This window comes from Mucilaginibacter sp. McL0603 (assembly GCF_049992945.1).
Lineage (GTDB): Bacteria > Bacteroidota > Bacteroidia > Sphingobacteriales > Sphingobacteriaceae > Mucilaginibacter.
Window position 1 is genome coordinate 2325704 of sequence record NZ_CP188251.1, and the last position, 18316, is coordinate 2344019.

24 protein-coding genes are annotated in these 18316 nt (G+C 38.5%); 8 read left to right on the forward strand and 16 right to left on the reverse strand.

Translation table 11 applies throughout. The annotated features are described in order from the left end of the window. Positions 1-69 precede the first annotated feature (69 nt). Together ACPPVU_RS10900 and ACPPVU_RS10905 are read right to left on the reverse strand one after the other, a co-directional pair. Entirely contained in the window at positions 70-783 is a 714-nt protein-coding gene (locus ACPPVU_RS10900) for a hypothetical protein (RefSeq protein WP_426671734.1), read from the reverse strand. A 4-nt stretch (positions 784-787) separates the two neighbouring features. Then, on the reverse strand, positions 788-2290 hold the full coding sequence (locus ACPPVU_RS10905) for an ATP-binding cassette domain-containing protein (protein ID WP_426671735.1): 1503 nt from the start codon (positions 2288-2290) through the stop codon (positions 788-790). Between the two features lie 378 nt (positions 2291-2668). Here ACPPVU_RS10905 and ACPPVU_RS10910 point away from each other — a divergent pair, with 378 nt between their 5' ends. Then, on the forward strand, positions 2669-2833 hold the full coding sequence (locus ACPPVU_RS10910) for a phosphatidate cytidylyltransferase (protein ID WP_426671736.1): 165 nt from the start codon (positions 2669-2671) through the stop codon (positions 2831-2833). A gap of 57 nt (positions 2834-2890) precedes the next feature. Here ACPPVU_RS10910 and ACPPVU_RS10915 read toward each other — a convergent pair whose 3' ends face one another. The 4 genes from ACPPVU_RS10915 to ACPPVU_RS10930 all read right to left on the reverse strand — a co-directional run bounded on the left by ACPPVU_RS10915 (position 2891) and on the right by ACPPVU_RS10930 (position 4142). Further along, complete coding sequence (locus tag ACPPVU_RS10915; RefSeq protein WP_426671737.1) at positions 2891-3115, reverse strand: hypothetical protein; 225 nt, start codon at positions 3113-3115, stop codon at positions 2891-2893. A gap of 156 nt (positions 3116-3271) precedes the next feature. After that, on the reverse strand, positions 3272-3475 hold the full coding sequence (locus tag ACPPVU_RS10920; RefSeq protein WP_426671738.1) for a hypothetical protein: 204 nt from the start codon (positions 3473-3475) through the stop codon (positions 3272-3274). A 153-nt stretch (positions 3476-3628) separates the two neighbouring features. Then, positions 3629-3811 (reverse strand): hypothetical protein, encoded by a 183-nt coding sequence (locus ACPPVU_RS10925; RefSeq protein WP_426671739.1) that lies wholly within the window; start codon positions 3809-3811, stop codon positions 3629-3631. A gap of 127 nt (positions 3812-3938) precedes the next feature. Next, positions 3939-4142, reverse strand: coding sequence for a hypothetical protein (locus ACPPVU_RS10930; RefSeq protein WP_426671740.1), 204 nt, complete (start codon positions 4140-4142; stop codon positions 3939-3941). Positions 4143-4279: 137 nt separating this feature from the next. On the opposite strand from ACPPVU_RS10930, the gene ACPPVU_RS10935 reads away from it, so the two are divergent. Both ACPPVU_RS10935 and ACPPVU_RS10940 read left to right on the forward strand, forming a co-directional pair. Next, on the forward strand, positions 4280-4849 hold the full coding sequence (locus tag ACPPVU_RS10935) for an RNA polymerase sigma factor (RefSeq protein ID WP_426671741.1): 570 nt from the start codon (positions 4280-4282) through the stop codon (positions 4847-4849). Between the two features lie 12 nt (positions 4850-4861). Beyond that, entirely contained in the window at positions 4862-5944 is a 1083-nt protein-coding gene (locus ACPPVU_RS10940) for a S1C family serine protease (protein ID WP_426671742.1), read from the forward strand. Positions 5945-6229: 285 nt separating this feature from the next. On the opposite strand, the gene ACPPVU_RS10945 is transcribed toward ACPPVU_RS10940, so the two are convergent. The 4 genes from ACPPVU_RS10945 to pdxH all read right to left on the reverse strand — a co-directional run bounded on the left by ACPPVU_RS10945 (position 6230) and on the right by pdxH (position 9007). Next, positions 6230-7357: an NADH-quinone oxidoreductase subunit D gene (locus ACPPVU_RS10945; protein WP_426672195.1), complete on the reverse strand. Its 1128-nt coding sequence runs from the start codon at positions 7355-7357 to the stop codon at positions 6230-6232. Between the two features lie 95 nt (positions 7358-7452). Then, positions 7453-7815, reverse strand: coding sequence for a four helix bundle protein (locus ACPPVU_RS10950; protein ID WP_426671743.1), 363 nt, complete (start codon positions 7813-7815; stop codon positions 7453-7455). A gap of 50 nt (positions 7816-7865) precedes the next feature. After that, positions 7866-8363 (reverse strand): NADH-quinone oxidoreductase subunit C, encoded by a 498-nt coding sequence (locus tag ACPPVU_RS10955; RefSeq protein WP_426671744.1) that lies wholly within the window; start codon positions 8361-8363, stop codon positions 7866-7868. Continuing rightward, positions 8360-9007 carry a pyridoxamine 5'-phosphate oxidase gene (pdxH, locus tag ACPPVU_RS10960; RefSeq protein ID WP_426671745.1) on the reverse strand — a complete coding sequence of 216 codons (648 nt, stop codon included), beginning with the start codon at positions 9005-9007 and terminating at the stop codon, positions 8360-8362. The genes ACPPVU_RS10955 and pdxH overlap by 4 nt, the downstream gene beginning before the upstream one ends. A 109-nt stretch (positions 9008-9116) precedes the next feature. Here pdxH and ACPPVU_RS10965 point away from each other — a divergent pair, with 109 nt between their 5' ends. Further along, positions 9117-9680 carry a YqgE/AlgH family protein gene (locus ACPPVU_RS10965; RefSeq protein ID WP_426671746.1) on the forward strand — a complete coding sequence of 188 codons (564 nt, stop codon included), beginning with the start codon at positions 9117-9119 and terminating at the stop codon, positions 9678-9680. 140 nt (positions 9681-9820) lie between these two features. On the opposite strand, the gene purE is transcribed toward ACPPVU_RS10965, so the two are convergent. The 4 genes from purE to ACPPVU_RS10985 form a co-directional block, all read right to left on the reverse strand. After that, complete coding sequence (gene purE, locus ACPPVU_RS10970; RefSeq protein ID WP_426671747.1) at positions 9821-10312, reverse strand: 5-(carboxyamino)imidazole ribonucleotide mutase; 492 nt, start codon at positions 10310-10312, stop codon at positions 9821-9823. A 45-nt stretch (positions 10313-10357) separates the two neighbouring features. After that, positions 10358-11032, reverse strand: coding sequence for a hypothetical protein (locus tag ACPPVU_RS10975; protein WP_426671748.1), 675 nt, complete (start codon positions 11030-11032; stop codon positions 10358-10360). A 91-nt stretch (positions 11033-11123) separates the two neighbouring features. Beyond that, on the reverse strand, positions 11124-12263 hold the full coding sequence (locus ACPPVU_RS10980) for a 5-(carboxyamino)imidazole ribonucleotide synthase (protein WP_426671749.1): 1140 nt from the start codon (positions 12261-12263) through the stop codon (positions 11124-11126). A gap of 37 nt (positions 12264-12300) precedes the next feature. After that, positions 12301-12684 (reverse strand): hypothetical protein, encoded by a 384-nt coding sequence (locus tag ACPPVU_RS10985; protein ID WP_426671750.1) that lies wholly within the window; start codon positions 12682-12684, stop codon positions 12301-12303. 154 nt (positions 12685-12838) lie between these two features. Between ACPPVU_RS10985 and ACPPVU_RS10990 the strand changes: the two genes are divergently transcribed. Further along, complete coding sequence (locus ACPPVU_RS10990) at positions 12839-14302, forward strand: NADP-dependent isocitrate dehydrogenase (RefSeq protein WP_426671751.1); 1464 nt, start codon at positions 12839-12841, stop codon at positions 14300-14302. A 197-nt stretch (positions 14303-14499) separates the two neighbouring features. On the opposite strand, the gene ACPPVU_RS10995 is transcribed toward ACPPVU_RS10990, so the two are convergent. Further along, positions 14500-14970: a hypothetical protein gene (locus ACPPVU_RS10995; RefSeq protein ID WP_426671752.1), complete on the reverse strand. Its 471-nt coding sequence runs from the start codon at positions 14968-14970 to the stop codon at positions 14500-14502. 208 nt (positions 14971-15178) lie between these two features. Between ACPPVU_RS10995 and ACPPVU_RS11000 the strand changes: the two genes are divergently transcribed. From ACPPVU_RS11000 to ACPPVU_RS11010, 3 genes are all read left to right on the forward strand, one after another. Next, positions 15179-15613 carry a hypothetical protein gene (locus ACPPVU_RS11000; protein WP_426671753.1) on the forward strand — a complete coding sequence of 145 codons (435 nt, stop codon included), beginning with the start codon at positions 15179-15181 and terminating at the stop codon, positions 15611-15613. Positions 15614-15850: 237 nt separating this feature from the next. After that, on the forward strand, positions 15851-16399 hold the full coding sequence (locus tag ACPPVU_RS11005) for a fasciclin domain-containing protein (protein ID WP_426671754.1): 549 nt from the start codon (positions 15851-15853) through the stop codon (positions 16397-16399). 369 nt (positions 16400-16768) lie between these two features. Then, positions 16769-17395, forward strand: coding sequence for a hypothetical protein (locus ACPPVU_RS11010; protein ID WP_426671755.1), 627 nt, complete (start codon positions 16769-16771; stop codon positions 17393-17395). Positions 17396-17403: 8 nt separating this feature from the next. On the opposite strand, the gene ACPPVU_RS11015 is transcribed toward ACPPVU_RS11010, so the two are convergent. Continuing rightward, positions 17404-18309 (reverse strand): alpha/beta hydrolase fold domain-containing protein, encoded by a 906-nt coding sequence (locus ACPPVU_RS11015; RefSeq protein WP_426671756.1) that lies wholly within the window; start codon positions 18307-18309, stop codon positions 17404-17406. Positions 18310-18316 lie beyond the last annotated feature (7 nt).

Consider the following 18316-nt stretch of genomic DNA (forward strand, 5'->3'; position numbering starts at 1 on the left):
GTAAGAGGTGAAAGGTGAAAGCAGAAAGGGGAAAGCTAAAAGATAAGAGAATTTTGACGGTTTAATTATTTAAACCATACTATCATCAATGTAACGTCCATAATATTTATTGTCTTTGATGATCCAAATAATAGTATACGCACCTGCTCCATCGCTGTTTGACATACTTATAAAAATTGTGTTATCAGGACCATGACAAATACTTATATTTTTCAAGTGGGGTTCATAAAGATCATCGAAACCACTTTTTGGAATGTTTATCAGGTTTCCTTTTATTGTAACCTCTATCTGCGATATTACTTCTTTAGGTATTTCGCCATCCGTTCCCCAAAAAAATTTGCCATCTATTTTAGATAACTCACTTCTGATGTTGTTAGGATTTTCTTTAGAATAAAATAGTTGATGCTTTTTGGGTTCGAATATTGCCTGTTTAACAATTACACTTAAACTGTCTTTTTTACCAGGGGTTCTCCAATTATTCAATATTAACACCCTGCTTTTATGAATATACCCTTCTACCCAATTAGCCTTGCTATGATTATCGGGTTGAATATAAAGTACCTTCCACCAATTGGTCTTATTTGATTCACAGCTAAAAACTGAGTAATTATAAATTTTGCTAATTACAGGGGCATTTACTGAAGGTGTTTGCCTTATGTTAACATAGCCCTGCGGATCTTTTATAACTGCATATACAAGATCATCATCAAGTTGAAATTGTTGTTGAGCATTTACAGTACTACTAAACAAAAACAGGAAAAGAATGATAAGAATAGGTTTCATATGTCTAAGTTACAACTTTCCCCTTATCCAGCCTCAAAACCTTATCCACACTCTCCGGTATCTCGTGCTGATAATGGGTAACATAAATGAGGGTTACGTTGCTTAATTCGCAAATGGTATCTACGATCATTTTAAAATGCTGCTGCTGGTGTGCATCCATTCCCTGGCAGGGTTCGTCAAATATTAATAGTGACGGATTTTTGATCAATGCTCTTGCCAAAAGACCCAGACGCTGCGCACTGGCGGGGACGTTTTTGAGCAATACCCGTGCATATTTGTCTATCTCCAAAGCTTTCATCCAACGCAGCGCTGTTGCGGTTTTCTTTGGGTCGCATGGTCTGAACAATCCCATTGTATCATAAAAGCCAGATTCGATCACCTGCAGGCAGCTGTTATCGGTAGGAAAGTATTGATATAATTCAGGCGATACAAAGCCGATCTTGCTTTTAATATCCCAAATACTCTCGCCTGTACCACGTTTGCGGTCGAATAAAACAATATCATTGGCATAGGCTTGTGGGTTATCACCATTAATTAAACTCAATAAGGTTGATTTCCCGGCTCCGTTCGGGCCAAGCAATGCCCATCGCTCACCTTGCTTTATTTGCCAGTCTACATTTTTCAGTATCGTTTTATCACCATAAATGATATTTATATTATTCATCTTCACTATCCAGTCGTAAGCAGGAATGCCATTGGTATTGAGCAAAGCAGATAGTTCATTGGTATCAATAGTTTCTTTACCTGCCTTACTAAAAGCTGCCGGATCAAATTGACTGGCAGGCATTTGCTGGGCGATAGAACCATTTTTTAATATGGCTACATTGGTGATAGCACGAGGTATCTCGAAAGGGGAGGTAGCCATAATTACTGAAATACCAGATGCTATGATATCAGCTATGATGATATTAAATTCAGTCCTTGTTTGTACGTCCAATCCTGTAAGGGGACTATCCAGCATCAGTAAGACCGGGTTTTTTAGTAATGCGGCGGCTATCAATAACCGCTTGGTCTCACCGTTTGATAATTTGATAAGCTGTTTGCTTCTTAATCCTTCAAGATTAAGTCTTTGCAGCGTTTTGGTTAGGGTCCAGTAAGCAGGTTTATCTGAAAAGGGTTTTATAGAGGATAAATATTCATCAACAGTCAGTGCATCTTCTGAGTCAGAAGAATTATAACGTTGCTGATAATAGAAATCGCTGGTGTTTGACAGGTTACGGAAATGGTGACGTGATTCTACCAGTGCGATCAGCCTGTGAAAAGTTAAGTGTGCATCGTTTATCGGATGATCTAATAAAAATTCTTCGTGAAAATGATACCGGATACTTCCGGCTGATAAATGAAATTTGCCGGCAATAACTTGCAGCAATGCGCTTTTCCCTGAACCGCTTTCGCCTATCAATGCCCAGTGTTCACCTTTATTTATACGAAAGTTTAAATCAGTGAAAACAGGGGTATTGACCAATTTGAGTATGGCATTATCAATCGATAATAGAGAAGTATCCATGGGTATCAATATATCGTGCCGAATTTAGGAATTATGTTGATTAAGTTATTGGTTAATTAAGTTGGATTGAGTTGGACTAAGTTGATTGGGTTGGATTAAGTTGGACTAAGTTGATTGGGTTGGATTAAGTTAGATTGAGTTGGAATAGGTTGATTGGGTTGGAATGAGTTGATTGAGTTGGACTAAGTTGATTGGGTTGGATTAAGTTGGAATTAGTTGATTGGGTTAGACTAAGTTGATTGCGTTTTTTGATTTAATCGATGAATTAACGGCTATAAAACTTAAATACAGATTTTTTGTAGTAGGATAATCTAATCTGAGATACTAAAGTTCAGGTATAAAACATTATCCTAAAGTTCAGGTATAAAACATTATCCTATGAAAAAAATTAACTTATTATTATTCGCTTTAGTAATGATAACCTTGAGCGGCTGCTCGGTTATAACCGGGATTTTTAAAGCCGGGGCAGTGGTGGGGATAATCTCGGTCATTGTAGTGATCGTCATTATTATATGGATCGTATCCCTGTTCAGAAGTAAATAAACAAAAAACGCTCCTCGGAACAGACCGGGAGCGTTTTTGTAAAGACTTAAAAAGAAATTATTTCTTTTTAGTAGTGTCTTTTTTAGTAGTGTCAGCAGACATTTTCATTTTGCTGGTGTCTTTTTTAGCAGTATCAGTAGCCATTTTAGCTGAATCAGCCATTTTAGCTGAGTCAGCCATTTTAGCTGAATCAGCAGCACCTGAACCAGATTTACCTTTACAAGCAACAGCAGAAACAGCGATAGCTAAAGCTAAGAAACCAATTTTGAATGAATTTTTCATTTTAATTTTTTTTAATAAGTGATTAATAGTTTTGCTCATTAATACCATAAACTAAAAAAGGTAACCCATAATTTAAAAAAATTACAGATTACCTTTTAAAAAAGTGTAAAAAACTAAAAATCAACAGAAACTAAAATGATTAGTCCCGGTTAGAAATTATTTCTTAGTAGTATCTTTTTTAGTAGTGTCAGCAGCAGCTTTAGTAGTGTCAGCTTTCTTTGCAGTATCAACAACAGTAGTTTTAGTTGAATCTACAGTTTTAGTTGAATCAGTTGCAGTAGTAGTTGAGCTACCTTTGCAAGCAGCAGCAGAAACAGCGATAGCTAAAGCTAAGAAACCTAATTTGAATGAATTTTTCATGTTATGCGTTTTGTTTAATGTTTTGCATTAATACGGCAAACTAAAAAAGGTAACCCACCTATTTTTAAAAAAAATTATATTTTATCTATAAATGTAGTAGAATATCGATTTCAGCCCTCAGAAAGCAGTTTTGAGGGCTGAAATATAAGATTGCTATTTTTTGACGGTGTCAATTGAAGCTTTCTTCGCTGTGTCAATGCTTTTTTGTGAGGTGTCAATTTTTGTTTTGCCTGAATCCGGAGGTGTGCTATTTGAGTTTGCTTTTGGAGGGTCACAAGCCAAAGCAGAAACAGCGATACCGAGGATAAGGAACCCGATCTTGAATGAATTTTTCATAAAGTTTTTGTTTAAAGTTTTGCATTGATACAGCAAACTTTATAAAGGTAACCCGCTGAAAAAATATAAAAAAAGGCAGCCCAAAAGAGGGTTACCTTAATGAATTATTTGGAATTAATGGCTCAGATTACGGCTTTTTAGTCGTGTCTTTTTTAGTTGTATCAGTAGTCATTTTTGTGGCGGTATCCTTTTTGGTTGTATCAACTACTGTGGTCGTTGTTGAGTCGGTTACTTTGGTGGTATCAGTAGTGCTGGTTGAGCCGGTACCTTTGCACGCTGCAAACGACAATGCTATAAAAGTGGCCAGGGATAATTTGCTAATGTTTTTCATGATGATAAAAAATGATTTGATTAATTAATTGTTGTAAAATTGAAAGATAAATTCAAAGTAGGTAACCGGGCACTTTAAATTTTGTTTAATTTTTTTACAATGAGTGGGTTACAATTTCGCATTAATAGTATTAAGTAGTGAGTACAGACTTTAAAAGTTCAACGCCGACCGACAACGAAATTGTTTTCGGTATCCTAAATAATTCAGAAAGTGCGATAAAACGACTTTATGTAGCGTATTTTCCGATGGTATTACAGCTGATCATTAATAATAACGGAACAGCCGATGATGCTAAGGATATTTACCAGGAGGCGATAATTGTTCTTTATAATAAGATAAAAAAGGGGGATTTTGAGCTGAGCAGCAAACTGAAAACTTTTATTTATTCGGTTTGCAGGAGGCTTTGGCTTAAAAGATTGAGCCAGATGAACCGCTACGGAGGTGACGTCCACGATTTTCAGGAATATTTGCCTGTTGAAGAGGATGTGGAAGAGCAGAATGAGCGGGATATACAATTTACCAAAATGCAAAGTGCACTACAGTTATTAGGTGAGCCTTGCAAAACTATAATTGAGGATTTTTATATCAATAACAGATCGATGCAGGAGATCTGTGAAAGTTTTGGGTATACCAATGCGGATAATGCCAAAACCCAGAAATATAAATGCCTGCAAAGGCTGAAGAAACTGTTTTTTCAGCAAAAATAGAGGAGCAAAGACATGAGAGACGAGCAACTGTTAGAAGTAATTGAACGCTACCTTAACGGGGAAATGAATGCCGATGAACGCCGTGCATTTGAGCAGCTTCGTGTGGAGAATTCAGAAGTTGATAGTAAGGTGATCGAGCATCAGCAATTTACCAGCTTATTAAAGCAATACGGCGAACGTGTACAACTGGAGAACAGGCTGAACGCAATACATGAGGAAATAGATGTGCATGCAATTGCCGAAGAAGTGACCATCCATCCGTCGTGGATCATTCAGATGTGGAGACATCATCATTCAAAAATATCTGTAGCAGCTTCGATAGCTATTTTTGCTGTTTTGGGTACGTTGTTCTTCACCGGGTATTTGAATAATAATTCGTCATTTACTGAATTGAGCCGGGAAGTAGGGAAATTAAATCGTTCTACAACTGAGATAAAAAAATCAATCAACGATATAAAAAAGAGCCGTATAACTGCACCTGACAAATTTCGAGGTACCGGATTTGCCATAACCTCAAATGGATTGATCGCAACAAGCTATCATGTAATTAGTGGTGCTGATTCTATATACGTTCAGGATGTAACAGGAAAGGCATTTAAGGTAAAAGTAATTTATAACGACATACAAAGTGATGTATCGATTTTAAAAGTAGTAGATACTTCGTTCAGAAATTTAGGCCAGCTGCCTTATACATTTAAACATTCAGAAAGTGACCTGGCGGAGAGTGTATATACTTATGGCTATCCGCAAGATTCACCGGTTTATGGTGAAGGCAGGTTAACGTCAGCAAATGGGCTTGGCAACGATACTTTAGATTACGAAATATCTGTTCCTATTAATCCTGGAAACAGCGGAGGCCCGTTGCTGGATAGTAAAGGGAATATCATAGGGATAGTTAAAGCAAAAGAAACAAGGCTTGAGGGGGTTCACTTTGCGCTGAAATCAAGCTATTTGCTAAATGCTATAAAGAATATGCCAACTGATTCTTTAACCAAAACACCTGTCCTTAATACTCAAAATGAGTTAGCTAATTTAACCCGTCAACAACAGGTTAAAAAGTTGAAGAACTATGTGTTTATGGTGAAGGTTTATTAATTAATGTGCAGATGTGCGGATATGCAGATGTGCAAATGAATTGAATGTGCAGATGTGAGGATGTGCAGATGTGCGAATGAATTATTAGATGTGCAGATGTGAGGATATGCAGATGTGCAAATGAATTAGATGTGTGGATGTGCAAATATGCAGATGTGCAAATGAACAATATTGAAAGCGCTCCTATTTAGGGGCGCTTTTTTTGTCTGAACCGCAGATTTGACGGATTATGTGATTCCGCAGATTAAAACATCTGCACATCCTCACATCTGCATATTTGCACATCTATCTGTCTACTTCGCCTAATACAAAATCAATCGAGCCGATTATGGCGATGAGGTCGGCTATCATGACATTTTTGGCGATAGCTGGTAGTACTGAAAGATTACAAAAACTTGGTCCGCGCGATTTTACTCTGAATGGTATTTCTGATTTACTATCGTTAGCTATAAAGTAAAAGCCTAATTCGCCTTTGGCGCCTTCGCCACGGATGTAAAAATCCTGCACTTTTGGTGTGATCTTTCTTGGCATCTTAGCACGCGGATCAAAATCCGGGGTGCGTTTCAATTCTTTTTGCAGGCGATCAAGGCATTGTTCTACAATTTTGAGTGATTGCTCGATCTCATCTACACGCACTTTATAGCGGTCCCAGCAATCGCCTACAGCGCCCATTTCGCCTTTGCCTACCGGTACATCAAATTCCAGTTCAGGGTAAACGGAATAGTTATCAATTCGTCTTAAATCCCATTTAAGCCCTGAGCCACGCAGCATTGGTCCGGAGCAGCCATAATTAATTGCCACATCCATAGGCAATACGCCAACATTAGCGGTACGACTGATGAATATCTGGTTATCGGTAAGTAATTGGTTTAGCTCGACTAATTTGGGTTTAAAATAATCTACAAATTCGCGGCAACGTTCTTCAAATCCAACAGGGAGGTCATAAAATAATCCGCCTACCCAAATATAGTTATACAGCATGCGTGAGCCTGATGCCCATTCCAGCATACCCATTATATGTTCACGATCCCTAAAGCACCACAGGAATGGTGTAAAAGCACCTATATCGATCCCATAAGTACCGATAGCGATCAAATGTGAAGCAATACGGTTCAATTCGCAAACCAATACCCTGATGTATTCTATCCGCTTTGGAATATCCTTATCAATACCCATCATCCGTTCAACGCCCATTGACCAGATATGGCTGTTATTCATAGATGCGAGGTAATCCATACGGTCGGTAAACGGGATGGTTTGCTGATAGGTGAGAGATTCGGCATGTTTCTCAAAACAACGGTGGAGGTAACCCATGTGCGGGATCACTTCTTTTACAATCTCACCATCAGTTATTAACTCCAAACGCAAAACGCCATGGGTTGATGGATGCTGTGGCCCCATGTTCAGCACCATATCCTCGGTGCTAGCATCGGTGATTCTTTTATTGTACCGATTTAAAGCTTCTTCGTATTTCGAATTTCGAATGTTCAATTTCGAATTTATTTAATTTATTTTTTTCTTTGATTTTCTTTTGCTGTTTTGCCAATAGCCGTGAATATAGCTGTCAACTCAGTAGCCTCTTTCTTTAGATCAGTTAAAAGTCCGGCTTCAATTAATTCAGATTCTATCATTAAGTCAATCCAATAAATTGATTCATCAGTCTCTTCTTCACAGATAATTATCTTATTTATAAAATCAGCAGACGATTTCCCCTTACAAGCAGAACGGTAGTTGGCACCGATTGATGATGAACTTCTTAATAATTGATTAGACAAAACATTAATGGCTCGTCGATTGGGTAAAGTTTCGATGAACTTTATAATATTCACTGCAAATTTTTGCGTTCTTCTTTTTAATTCCGCTTTGTCCATTTATGCAATTTTTAAATTCGAAATTGAACATTCGAAATTCGAAATCCATTTTAATCTATCTTAATTCCTTTATAAAATTCTGCTGTTTTGTAATCTTTTCTTAGTGGGTAACCATCCCAGTCATCAGGCAATAAAATTCTTCGGAGGTCGGGATGCCCCTCAAAAAATATTCCTTCCATATCAAAGGCTTCGCGTTCATGCCAGTCGGCTGCGCGATAAACGGATGATATGGTAGGGAAGGATGGCAGATTCTCTAAATCTCTGCCGTTTTCTTTGCTGATCTTTAATGTTAGCTGTGTTTGGAAGGGAATGGATGCCAGGTGATAAACTACGCCGAAACGACCGGCCTCAACACCATAATCAACACCACTTAGGCAGGAAAGAAAATCAAAATAAGTTTGCGGATTATCCCTTAGCTCAAGACATACGTCAGCTATACGATCAGGATCGATCAGCAAGGCGGGTTGCAGACCTGTAGTTTCTTCACCGACAACCACACCCTCGCCAAACTTTTCAATAAGCAATGATTTGATCTCTGCAATACTCATGGCGCCAGGCGTACTTTTTTCCAGTGTTTGTTATCTATTTTTTTGTACAGGATACGGTCGTGCAATCTGCTCTGTCTGCCCTGCCAAAATTCAATCAGACGTGGTTTTAGAACGTATCCGCCCCAGAAAGAAGGTTTGATAACATCCTTGTCCAGGAATTCTGCTTCTGCTTCCTGCCATTTTTTATCCAGTATATTTCGATCTGGTATTTCCTGGCTTTGCGGTGATACTACTGCACCGAGTTGACTTGCCCTCGGCCTGGTTTGGAAATATCTGATAGACTCTTCTTTACTGATTTTTTCAATGGTTCCTTCTATGCGAACCTGTCTTTCGAGTGTTCCCCAAAAAAACATAAGTGCACCTAGTGGGTTTTTAGCTATTTCTTTGCCCTTACGACTAAGATAGTTGGTATAAAAAACAAAGCCATTGCTGTCAAATCCTTTCATTAAAACAATTCTTGCTGAAGGGCGGCCATCGTGGGTTGCAGTGGCCAACGTCATGGCAGTAGGCTCATGTAATTCGGCTTTTAGAGCTTCATTAAACCACTTATCAAATTGTTTTATAGGGTCGGCGTGCGCATCAGTTTCGGATAGCGAAGCCGCAAGGTATTCATTTCGTATATTTTGTATGTCTTCTTGCTTCATTATTGCAAACTTACAAATTAATTATACCGTAAATTAAGCAGGTATTTTTATAATTTAGTAATTGCACCTATTTTTACGTTTATGTTATCCAATTTATATCTTAACCCCTATGCTTAGTACCATTCCGCCTGAGTCAGGCCATTTGCTGATATCGGAACCTTTTATGATGGACCCGAATTTTAAACGTTCGGTTATTTTGCTAACCGAATACAGCGAGGTTGGTGCTATGGGTTTTGTATTGAATCATCAGAGTGAATATTTGCTGGGCGACTTGTTACCTGATCTGCCTTATTCTGAAATGCCGGTATATATCGGCGGACCGGTTGGAGAGGATACGCTGCATTTTATTCATCGTTGTCCTGAAAAGATAGAAGACGGGGTTGAAATAGCGGATGGCGTTTTTTGGGGAGGTAACTTTGAAACGGTAAAAAACCTGGTGACCAATTACCAGTTAACTGAAAACGAGATCAAGTTTTTTGCAGGATATTCGGGATGGACGCCCGGGCAGCTTGAAGACGAGATTGCCGAGGATACCTGGATAGTAAGTGATAAATGCAATCCTGAACTGGTATTCACCCATGACGAGCAAAATATGTGGAAGCAGGTGGTGATTGGCCTTGGGCAACGCTATGCACATATTGCTAATTTTCCTGAGAATCCTGAGATGAATTGATGGTAGTGATTAGTTGATCAGTGATTAGAGATTAGTTAGTCCGTAAGTCGGAAAGTCCGAAAGACCGGAAGTCGGAAAGAAATCAACGGTAACTAAAAAATTGATTCTTTCGGACTTATGCGGACTTCCCGACTTCCGGACTATCCTTCCATTTCCCTCGCAGATTCCTCTACTTTTTGCTTGAGTTGTTCTTTGTAGGCGATCAGATTTTTTACAATGTATTCATCTGCTGTAGATAAGATCTGTGCGGCGAGGATACCTGCATTTTTTGCAGCATTAAGCGCCACTGTTGCAACGGGGATGCCATTTGGCATTTGTAAGATGGATAATATAGAATCCCAGCCATCAATTGAATTGCTTGATTTTACCGGGACACCAATAACTGGCAAATGAGTTAGTGAAGCTACCATACCAGGTAAGTGAGCAGCGCCACCGGCACCGGCGATTATTACTTTTAAACCACGGTCGGCGGCTGATTTGGCATAGCTGAACATACGCTCAGGGGTACGATGGGCAGATACTACCGTAATTTCGTAAGGCACGCCTAATTCTTTTAAAACATCTGCTGCATCCTGCATCACACCCAGATCAGACTTGCTGCCCATGATGATGCCTATTTTTGGTTGGTTCATTTGTATTGTTATTTTAACTTTATTACGAAGAATGAACTTCGTAACTTAAACTGAAATGGATTTATCCTTATTTTTTCTATAGGCAATCTTTCTTATTATAAATATTGCACCGCCACCTATCAAAACAGGAATGCACAAAAATACCAAAATAGCTATAGTTTTTCCTGTTTTTATGCCAAGTTCACTGGCATGATCGTCGCTCAACTGTTCTGCACTTTTTACCTTAAACCCATCAAAAAACACTTTCAGATGCTGCTCATTTTTTGATAATGAATCTGATGACCATATTCCACACATTAATAATGTGTCATTTAAATCAACGGTGTGTTGATATCTATACGTTTGTTGTCCATTTATTTTTGCCTTGTAACCAAATTCAATTCCATCGTGACCATTGACCTTAATTTTGTCTTTGTAAAAAAGTGTACCATTGGTACTTCTCAATGTGCCTTTTATGTAACCCTCATAAACTGAATCAGTGCTATTTGCAGTAAAGATATCCCTTAGTCCCCCATGCACATCACCTGTTTGTGCAATAAATATTACGCCTTTATGGTTAATAATGTAGATATCGATACCATTTGCTTTTTGAACCTTAGGTGTATCCGGCAAAGCTATAGTCGCCAGGCTTCCCAGTTTTTGAATATACCTGTATTGACCAAAAGTGGTAATCGAAAGACACACTATAGAGCTTGTAATAATGATTAGTTTAAGGTTCATGGTCTATTCCTGGTCGGTCATTATTAGATATAAAAAGCGTCTCTGACAGCGTAGAGATTGCTTCGTTCCTCGCAATGACGGTTTATTAAAGTTAACTTATCACTTTCAAAGTTTTTTGCACAAACCTTGCCTTCTCGATCGCTTTTTCCCTATCAGCATCCACAATGGTTACGTGTCCCATTTTGCGGAAGGGTTTGGTTAATGCCTTGCCATATAAATGTACATATACTCCCGTGCATTTCAATACATCTTCTATACCCTGATATACTGCAGGACCTTCATGACCGGCTTCACCTAATACATTGATCATGATGGCATTATTAAGGCAAGCGGTATCGCCTAATGGCTGATTAAATATAGCCCGTAAGTGTTGCTCGAATTGAGATACTACGTTACCTTCAATGGTTTGGTGCCCGCTGTTGTGCGGACGGGGAGCCAGCTCATTTACTAATATTTTGCCGTTCTTATCTAAAAACATTTCAACTGCCAATAAGCCGACTATATTAAGGCAGTTTGCTATGCGCTTGGCAATACGCTCCGCTTCTTCATGAACCTCAAATGGTAGGGTAGAAGGTGCGATTAAAAACTCAACCAGGTTGGCTTCAGGATTAAATTCCATCTCCACCATCGGGAAGGCTTTGGTTTCGCCATTCTCGTTGCGGGCGACTATGACAGCTATTTCTTTTTCAAAATCAACCCAACGCTCTATTAAACTTGGTTCTGTAAAAGCTTTTGCGAGGTAGGTTTCATCAGCTACCTTATAAACGCCTTTTCCGTCATAGCCATCGCGTCTTAACTTCTGAATATATGGAAATGGGATGCGGCTATTTTTTAATTGTTCCGCTGAGGAAATAACCTGGAATTCGGCTGTTGGAATATCGTTTTCCTTGAAGAATTGCTTTTGCAAACCCTTATCCTGTATAAGGCGGATAATGCGTGCCTGCGGATAAACTTGTACGCCTTCTTTTTCAAGCTGTTCAAGGGCATCGACATTTACTTTTTCAATCTCGATGGTGAGAAGATCTACCTTTTTGCCAAACTTGTAAACGGTTTCGTAATCGCTTAGTGAGCCAATTGTAAATTCATCACATAATTTACGGCAGGGTGCCTCACGGTCTGGGTCGAGTACTTTAACCGTTACGTTGTAATTGATGGCCTGTTGTATGAGCATGCGTCCAAGTTGTCCGCCGCCTAAAATCCCGAGTCTGAGGTCTCCGTAGAATGCTTTCATTTAATGATGCAAGTTTAGCCTAAATTTTTTATATAGCCTATTTCCTTGTCAATCGGTAATAAAATATGCTGTTTACGATCAGAAAAACAGCACCCGTTAACAGGTCGGCTGTTTTGGTTATTGGATTAGTGCTTATGTAAAATATCGTAATGATGAAGAGAATCGGTCCTTCGAAATATAATAAGAGCCGTCCAAGCGAATGATTCCAGTAATTGGGATTATAAAGGAATAACATCGGTAAAGACATGACCGCGATTATAATACCCAGGGAAAATGTACGCTCCATAATTAACTGAACAGCATGGAAATAATCATGTTCGCCCGAATGCGTAATAACAACATAATAAATACAGTTTGCAGCGATGGATACAACTACAGATAGGATAAAAGTTTTAAAAAAGATAATGGGCAGACCTTTCATTAATGTGGATTATAGTGTGTGCAAAAATAAATCAATTGTGTGTTATCGGTCTTAACGTAATGTCACAAGTTACATGATATTACTGTTACACCTGCAAAAAATGCGCTGAAACATCTACATTTGCCCAATATTTTACCAAAAGGTTCTTTAAAGTATGAATACAAAAATAGCAGTTGCCAAAGGAGATGGAATTGGTCCAGAGATAATGCAAGCCGTTTTGCGGATATTTGAAGCCAATAATGTGCCGCTTGAATATGAGTATGTAGAAATGGGTAAATCCCTTTTCGATTCTGGTCACTCAACCGGGATGACTCCTGCAGCCAAAGCAACTATAGAGAATTTGGGTATCCTCTTTAAGGGCCCTATGGAAACCCCGAAAGGTAAAGGTGTAAAGAGTATTAATGTTACTGCGCGTAAAGTGTGGAATACCTACGCTAATCAGCGCGATTTCAGAACATTGAACGGTGTGGAAACTGTTTTTTCAAAAGCGGGTATCCCGATCAACCTGACGATTATCCGCGAAAATATTGAAGATACTTATGGAGGTATAGAGCATCTGCTTACTTATGATGTGGCAGTAGGTCGCCGTATTATTACCCGTCCGGGATCAGCACAGGTGATACGTTATGCTTTTGAAATGGCTCGGCGTAAAGGATATACTAAACTAGCTTGTGGTCATAAGGCTAATATTATGAAACTGACCGATGGCCTTTTTCTTGAAACTTTCCAGGAGATAGCTAAAGAATACCCTGATATCGAAACAAGCGATATTATTGTGGATGACTTGTGTATGAAGCTGGTTACACATCCTGAAAAATTTCAGGCTATTGTGTTGACTAACCTGCAGGGTGATATCGTATCCGATCTTTGTGCAGGTTTGGTTGGTGGTTTGGGCTTTGCGCCATCGGCCAATATAGGTGATAACATCTCTATTTTTGAAGCTGTGCATGGTACTGCACCGGACATAGCGGGCAAGGGTATTGCTAATCCAACTGCATTATTGCTGTCGGGTATATTGATGCTGCGTTATATGGGTTATACGGAGAATGCCGCAACAATTGAGAATGCTTTGCTTTATACGCTTGAAAACGGGGCTCATACCGGTGACTTTGGTGATAAATCTATCCCGGCTTCAAATACTAATAGCTTTACTGATGCTATTATTGCCAATTTAGGTAAAGTGCCTGCGGATGGTGGTGTGGTGGGAAAAGCTAATATGGAACAGAAAGCGAATGCTGGTCACCATAAATTGACCGAAAATAAGCTGACGGTTACTAAAGGCATCAAAGCAGAGATGGTAGGAGTGGATGTTTTTGTTGAAGCAAATGATCTGCAGCCTGCTGAGCTGGCCGAGCTTGCCAAGAAAAGACTGACTGATAATTTCGACCTGGTAATGATCTCAAACAGGGGTACACAGGTTTGGCCAACAGGTTCAATTTTTACTGAGCTGGTGAATGAATACCGTGTGCGCTTTGAGAAAAAAGAAGGTAAAACTGTGACCCAGAAAGAGCTATTACACATTGCTGCTGATTTTTCGCAGGATGCAAAAGTTTGTTCAGTAGAATTTCTGATGAAATTTGACGGCAAGATTGGTTATACCCTTGCACAGGGGCAGTAATTTTAGTTGTGAGTTTTTAAGAGGATTGAGAAGGAATTAAGGCTAGGTTAATATCGAACACTGAATGCCCAATATCGAATAATGAATGGAAAACTTCGGTGTTGGATATTCAAGATTCATTATTCGATATTACCAGGCAGTCTCATCAGTACTTAATATAAACCCCCAATTTAATACCCTTGCACTAACTATTCAAATTAATATTGTTTTTTGTAATAGTTATCAGCCATCAGTGCTATCGGTGTGCCTACGCAAATAATTAAAGCGACAATTCCTTTTATCAGGCTGAGGGGATTGATATGCCCATGGGCTTTAGGGATATTTGTAAATGGCAGTACTACATAGTTCATAACTACCCATATAAGCAGGCCATAAACTATGCCTGTAAAATACTTGTTTTTTAAGATATTGATCACTGCCGGATATAGCTGGAAGAATACCACACTGAAAATTGTAGCTATTAGGTAATGGAATATCAGCCCCCACAAAACCGTCCCAATTCCACCTGACATGGCTTGTTTGCCAAACCAGCCGCTTGCAATAAATTTAAAAATAACCACCGGTGGGATCTTATAACTGATCAGGAATGCTGCTATAGCATCTAAGGTGCCTGTTAACAAACAGGTTAATAGAATGGTAATGGATTTGCTTTTACGACGATTTGGCATGCTAAGAGATCAATTTTTTGATGAAGTTATGTAAAAAGTATCCAAAATAGATGATATAGGCATGTAATTAATCTGTTATATTAAAATTATTGATTTGATTGTCAATTATTTATCTCATAATTTGTATTTTAAATAGAACTATGTATTGCATAATACTATTTAAAACATTTATCTTTGATTTAATTGAACATGATAAACGAAAAAAAATATGAAATCACTCTTTATTGCTCTTTTCCTGACGGCAGCCGTCGGTACAGTGAGCTACGCACAATGCGACAAAAAAGTTAGTCTTACATCATCAAAAACAGAGCATTTTGATTCAAGTGGTGCATTAAAGCATGCAGAAGATGAAAAGACCGTAGTTGAGTTTGATAAATCAGATATTACGGTTTCTGTTACAAAGGGTGACGGAGATCGGAAAATGACAGGCAAAGTAAAATCAAATGTCTGTACCTGGAAGGTGCCGTTCAAAGAGGGGAAAACCATGCTCAACATAACGCTAACCAATGATGGTGGTGAGTCAAGAGATTTTACTGTAACGATTGAAGGTAAGGACGGGAAGGTGGCACTTTGGGCTGAAAACAAAGAGGAACCTGATGATAAAGTAAAACTTGATATAGATAAGTTTGAAGAGAAAAATTAGAATTGCGGTTTTGTTCTGATTAAATGCAGGTACTTGCCAATGTGCAGGTGCCTGTTTTTTTTATGTTGTGTACCTAATACTGTAATATATAATTTACATCGGTAAAAATTGTGTTTTGAACCAAAACTTTTTTATTTTTCCAAAACCATTTGGATGGACTAAAGTTATTTAACAAAGAATTTTTTGGAATGTAATCCGTTTATAAGAACTTGAATATTTAAATTAACAAAACAAAACATGAAAAAACCGATTTTAATTGTTGCCGTATTATTAGCCTTTAGTTTGTTTTCAAACACCTTATTCGCACAAGCTGCACCCGCACCTGCTGCACCAGCTGCAGCAACAGGTAATGTAATTGCTACCATGACCTCATCTGATGATTATACAGCACTATCCGTTGCACTAAGAGCAGCAGGTTTAGCTGAAACATTAGAAGGTGCCGGCCCATACACAATTTTTGCACCAACCAATATCGCAATAGGTAAATTGCCTTCAGATCAACTTGATGCATTGATGAAAGATCCTGCAAAATTGGCTACCGCTTTGAAATTTCACGTGGTAAGCGGACAATACACTAAAGCTGATCTTATTAAAGCTTTAGGTGCTACAAAAGACCGTAAGACTACTATGAAGACTTTAGATGGCGAAACCCTGACTCTGGCTGTAGTAAATGGAAAGCTTCAATTATCTGATGCACATGGTAATACAGCTTTTGTTAATCATTTTGATTTGACTGCTACCAATGGCGTTATACACGGATTGGACGCTGTGCTGGTTGGAAAATAAGAGATAGTCCGAAAAATTGAAAAGCCCGGGTACTATACAAAAGTATCCGGGCTTTTTGTTTTACGATTTTCGCAAAAAATAATAATAAATAGTGTCTTTTACAGTGATCAAAGACAAGTTTTGTCGTTATAATGTTTCTTTTATTGCTTTTTATCTGGTTTTCAAAAAAAAAATCCTTTTTTTGAAACTATTGCGGTTTTTTTGGCGTTTATACAAATACAATATACCCTTGATTGTAAGTTTCTTGTAGTTTATTTTATTGCCCTGAATTGGAAAAAGATATTCCATTACCCCCTACTTTTCCCGATTAAAAAAGAGTTGCTGAAATACTTGATTATTAGGATGTGTTTTGCTTAAATTTAATTGTAAATGACTCTCCGGTTAAATGTTATCGAAATACCTGCATTGATCCCCAAAAAGATCAACAGGAAGATCGTATTTGCCGATTCGGGGATAAGTATTGAGAAGCCGTTCAGCATTGATTCGAAAATTTTTATTCCGTGTGAAAACATTTCTGCATTCAGATTTGGGATCGAAGGCATGCACTTTCTAAAAATGACTTTTTGCAGACAATATTTTCTTGAAATAAAGGACGATCAGAATAAGATATTTCGCATAAAACTTAATAGTTATTATGGCCTGAAACGTGAAATGTTTTTTAAAATATGGGCCGATCTGCTTGATCAATTCTGGAATAACTATATGCTGAATCAGCTTAGTTTTTACACTGAATTATTTAATATCCAGCAAACTTTTGAATTGTCGGGCGTGACGTTTTATCCTGATGGCATAAGCTGGGATGATGATGTAATGCTAAAATGGAGTGAGATCGCTGTTAGCAGCTATCAAACTCATTTTGTGATCCATCACATTGACGACATCAGCCAAAGCAAATGCTGTGTGTTTTCTATTCACTGGAATGCGGTAGTACTCCAGTCTTTACTTAAAGAAATTATTAAGCAGCCAATCAAAGCCCGCAAATCTTCGTGGTTATAAAAGCTCGGTTATTTCAAAAACTCGCTTAAATATTCAAATATCTTTTTCCGTATATCCGGGGCATCGAACATTTCACCATAATGGGGTGCGTTTGGTACTATGATCAGATCGTTTTTTACTCCTGCGTCTTTTAAATGCTGGCTCAATGATATGGATTGATCCGGGTTAACCGATTCATCTTTTTCGCCCTGTACGATAAGGAATGGCGGATCATTTTTGTCGATATAAGTAACCGGGCTGGCTTTCTTTGCCTTAGCGGTATTATCGGCTACCATGCCGCCCAGTAATAGGGTGATGGGGTTGCGCGGGTCTTTTATGTCATTGCCTTTAAGTGTTAGAAGGTCTGACGGGCCATAAAAATCAAGCACCAATTTTATTTTAAAACCTGGTTTTTTACCATCGTGGTAAAAGTCTTTTACATTTTTGTTATTTGATAAGCCCAATAACGAAGCCAGGTGACCTCCGGCTGAAAAGCCGATCAAAGCAAAACGATCTTTATCTAATTTGTATTTAGCGGCATTTTGATATAAAAACTCAACCGCTTGGTTGCAATCCTGTATCTGCGCGGGGAATACAGCCATGGTGCTCCAACGGTAATCAATAGAAGCTACAGCATATCCGCTATCAATAAATCCTTTGAGCGTATTTTTCATATAACCCATATCCGCATATTTATCGTTCGACATCCAGGCGCCGCCATGTACCCATATTACAACGGGGTAATTGCTTTTACCAGTGGGAGGCAGGTAAATATCCAGCAGGTGTTTTTTTAATGTATCGTTGGCATAGGGGATGTTGTCATAAGGTATAGTTCCTGTTGGGAAAACATCTTTTATAGGACTAAAGGTTTGGGCGGAGGTGTGATTTAAAAGCAGGGTAAGTGCGCATCCGATCAGAAACAGGACTTTTTTCATAGGTATA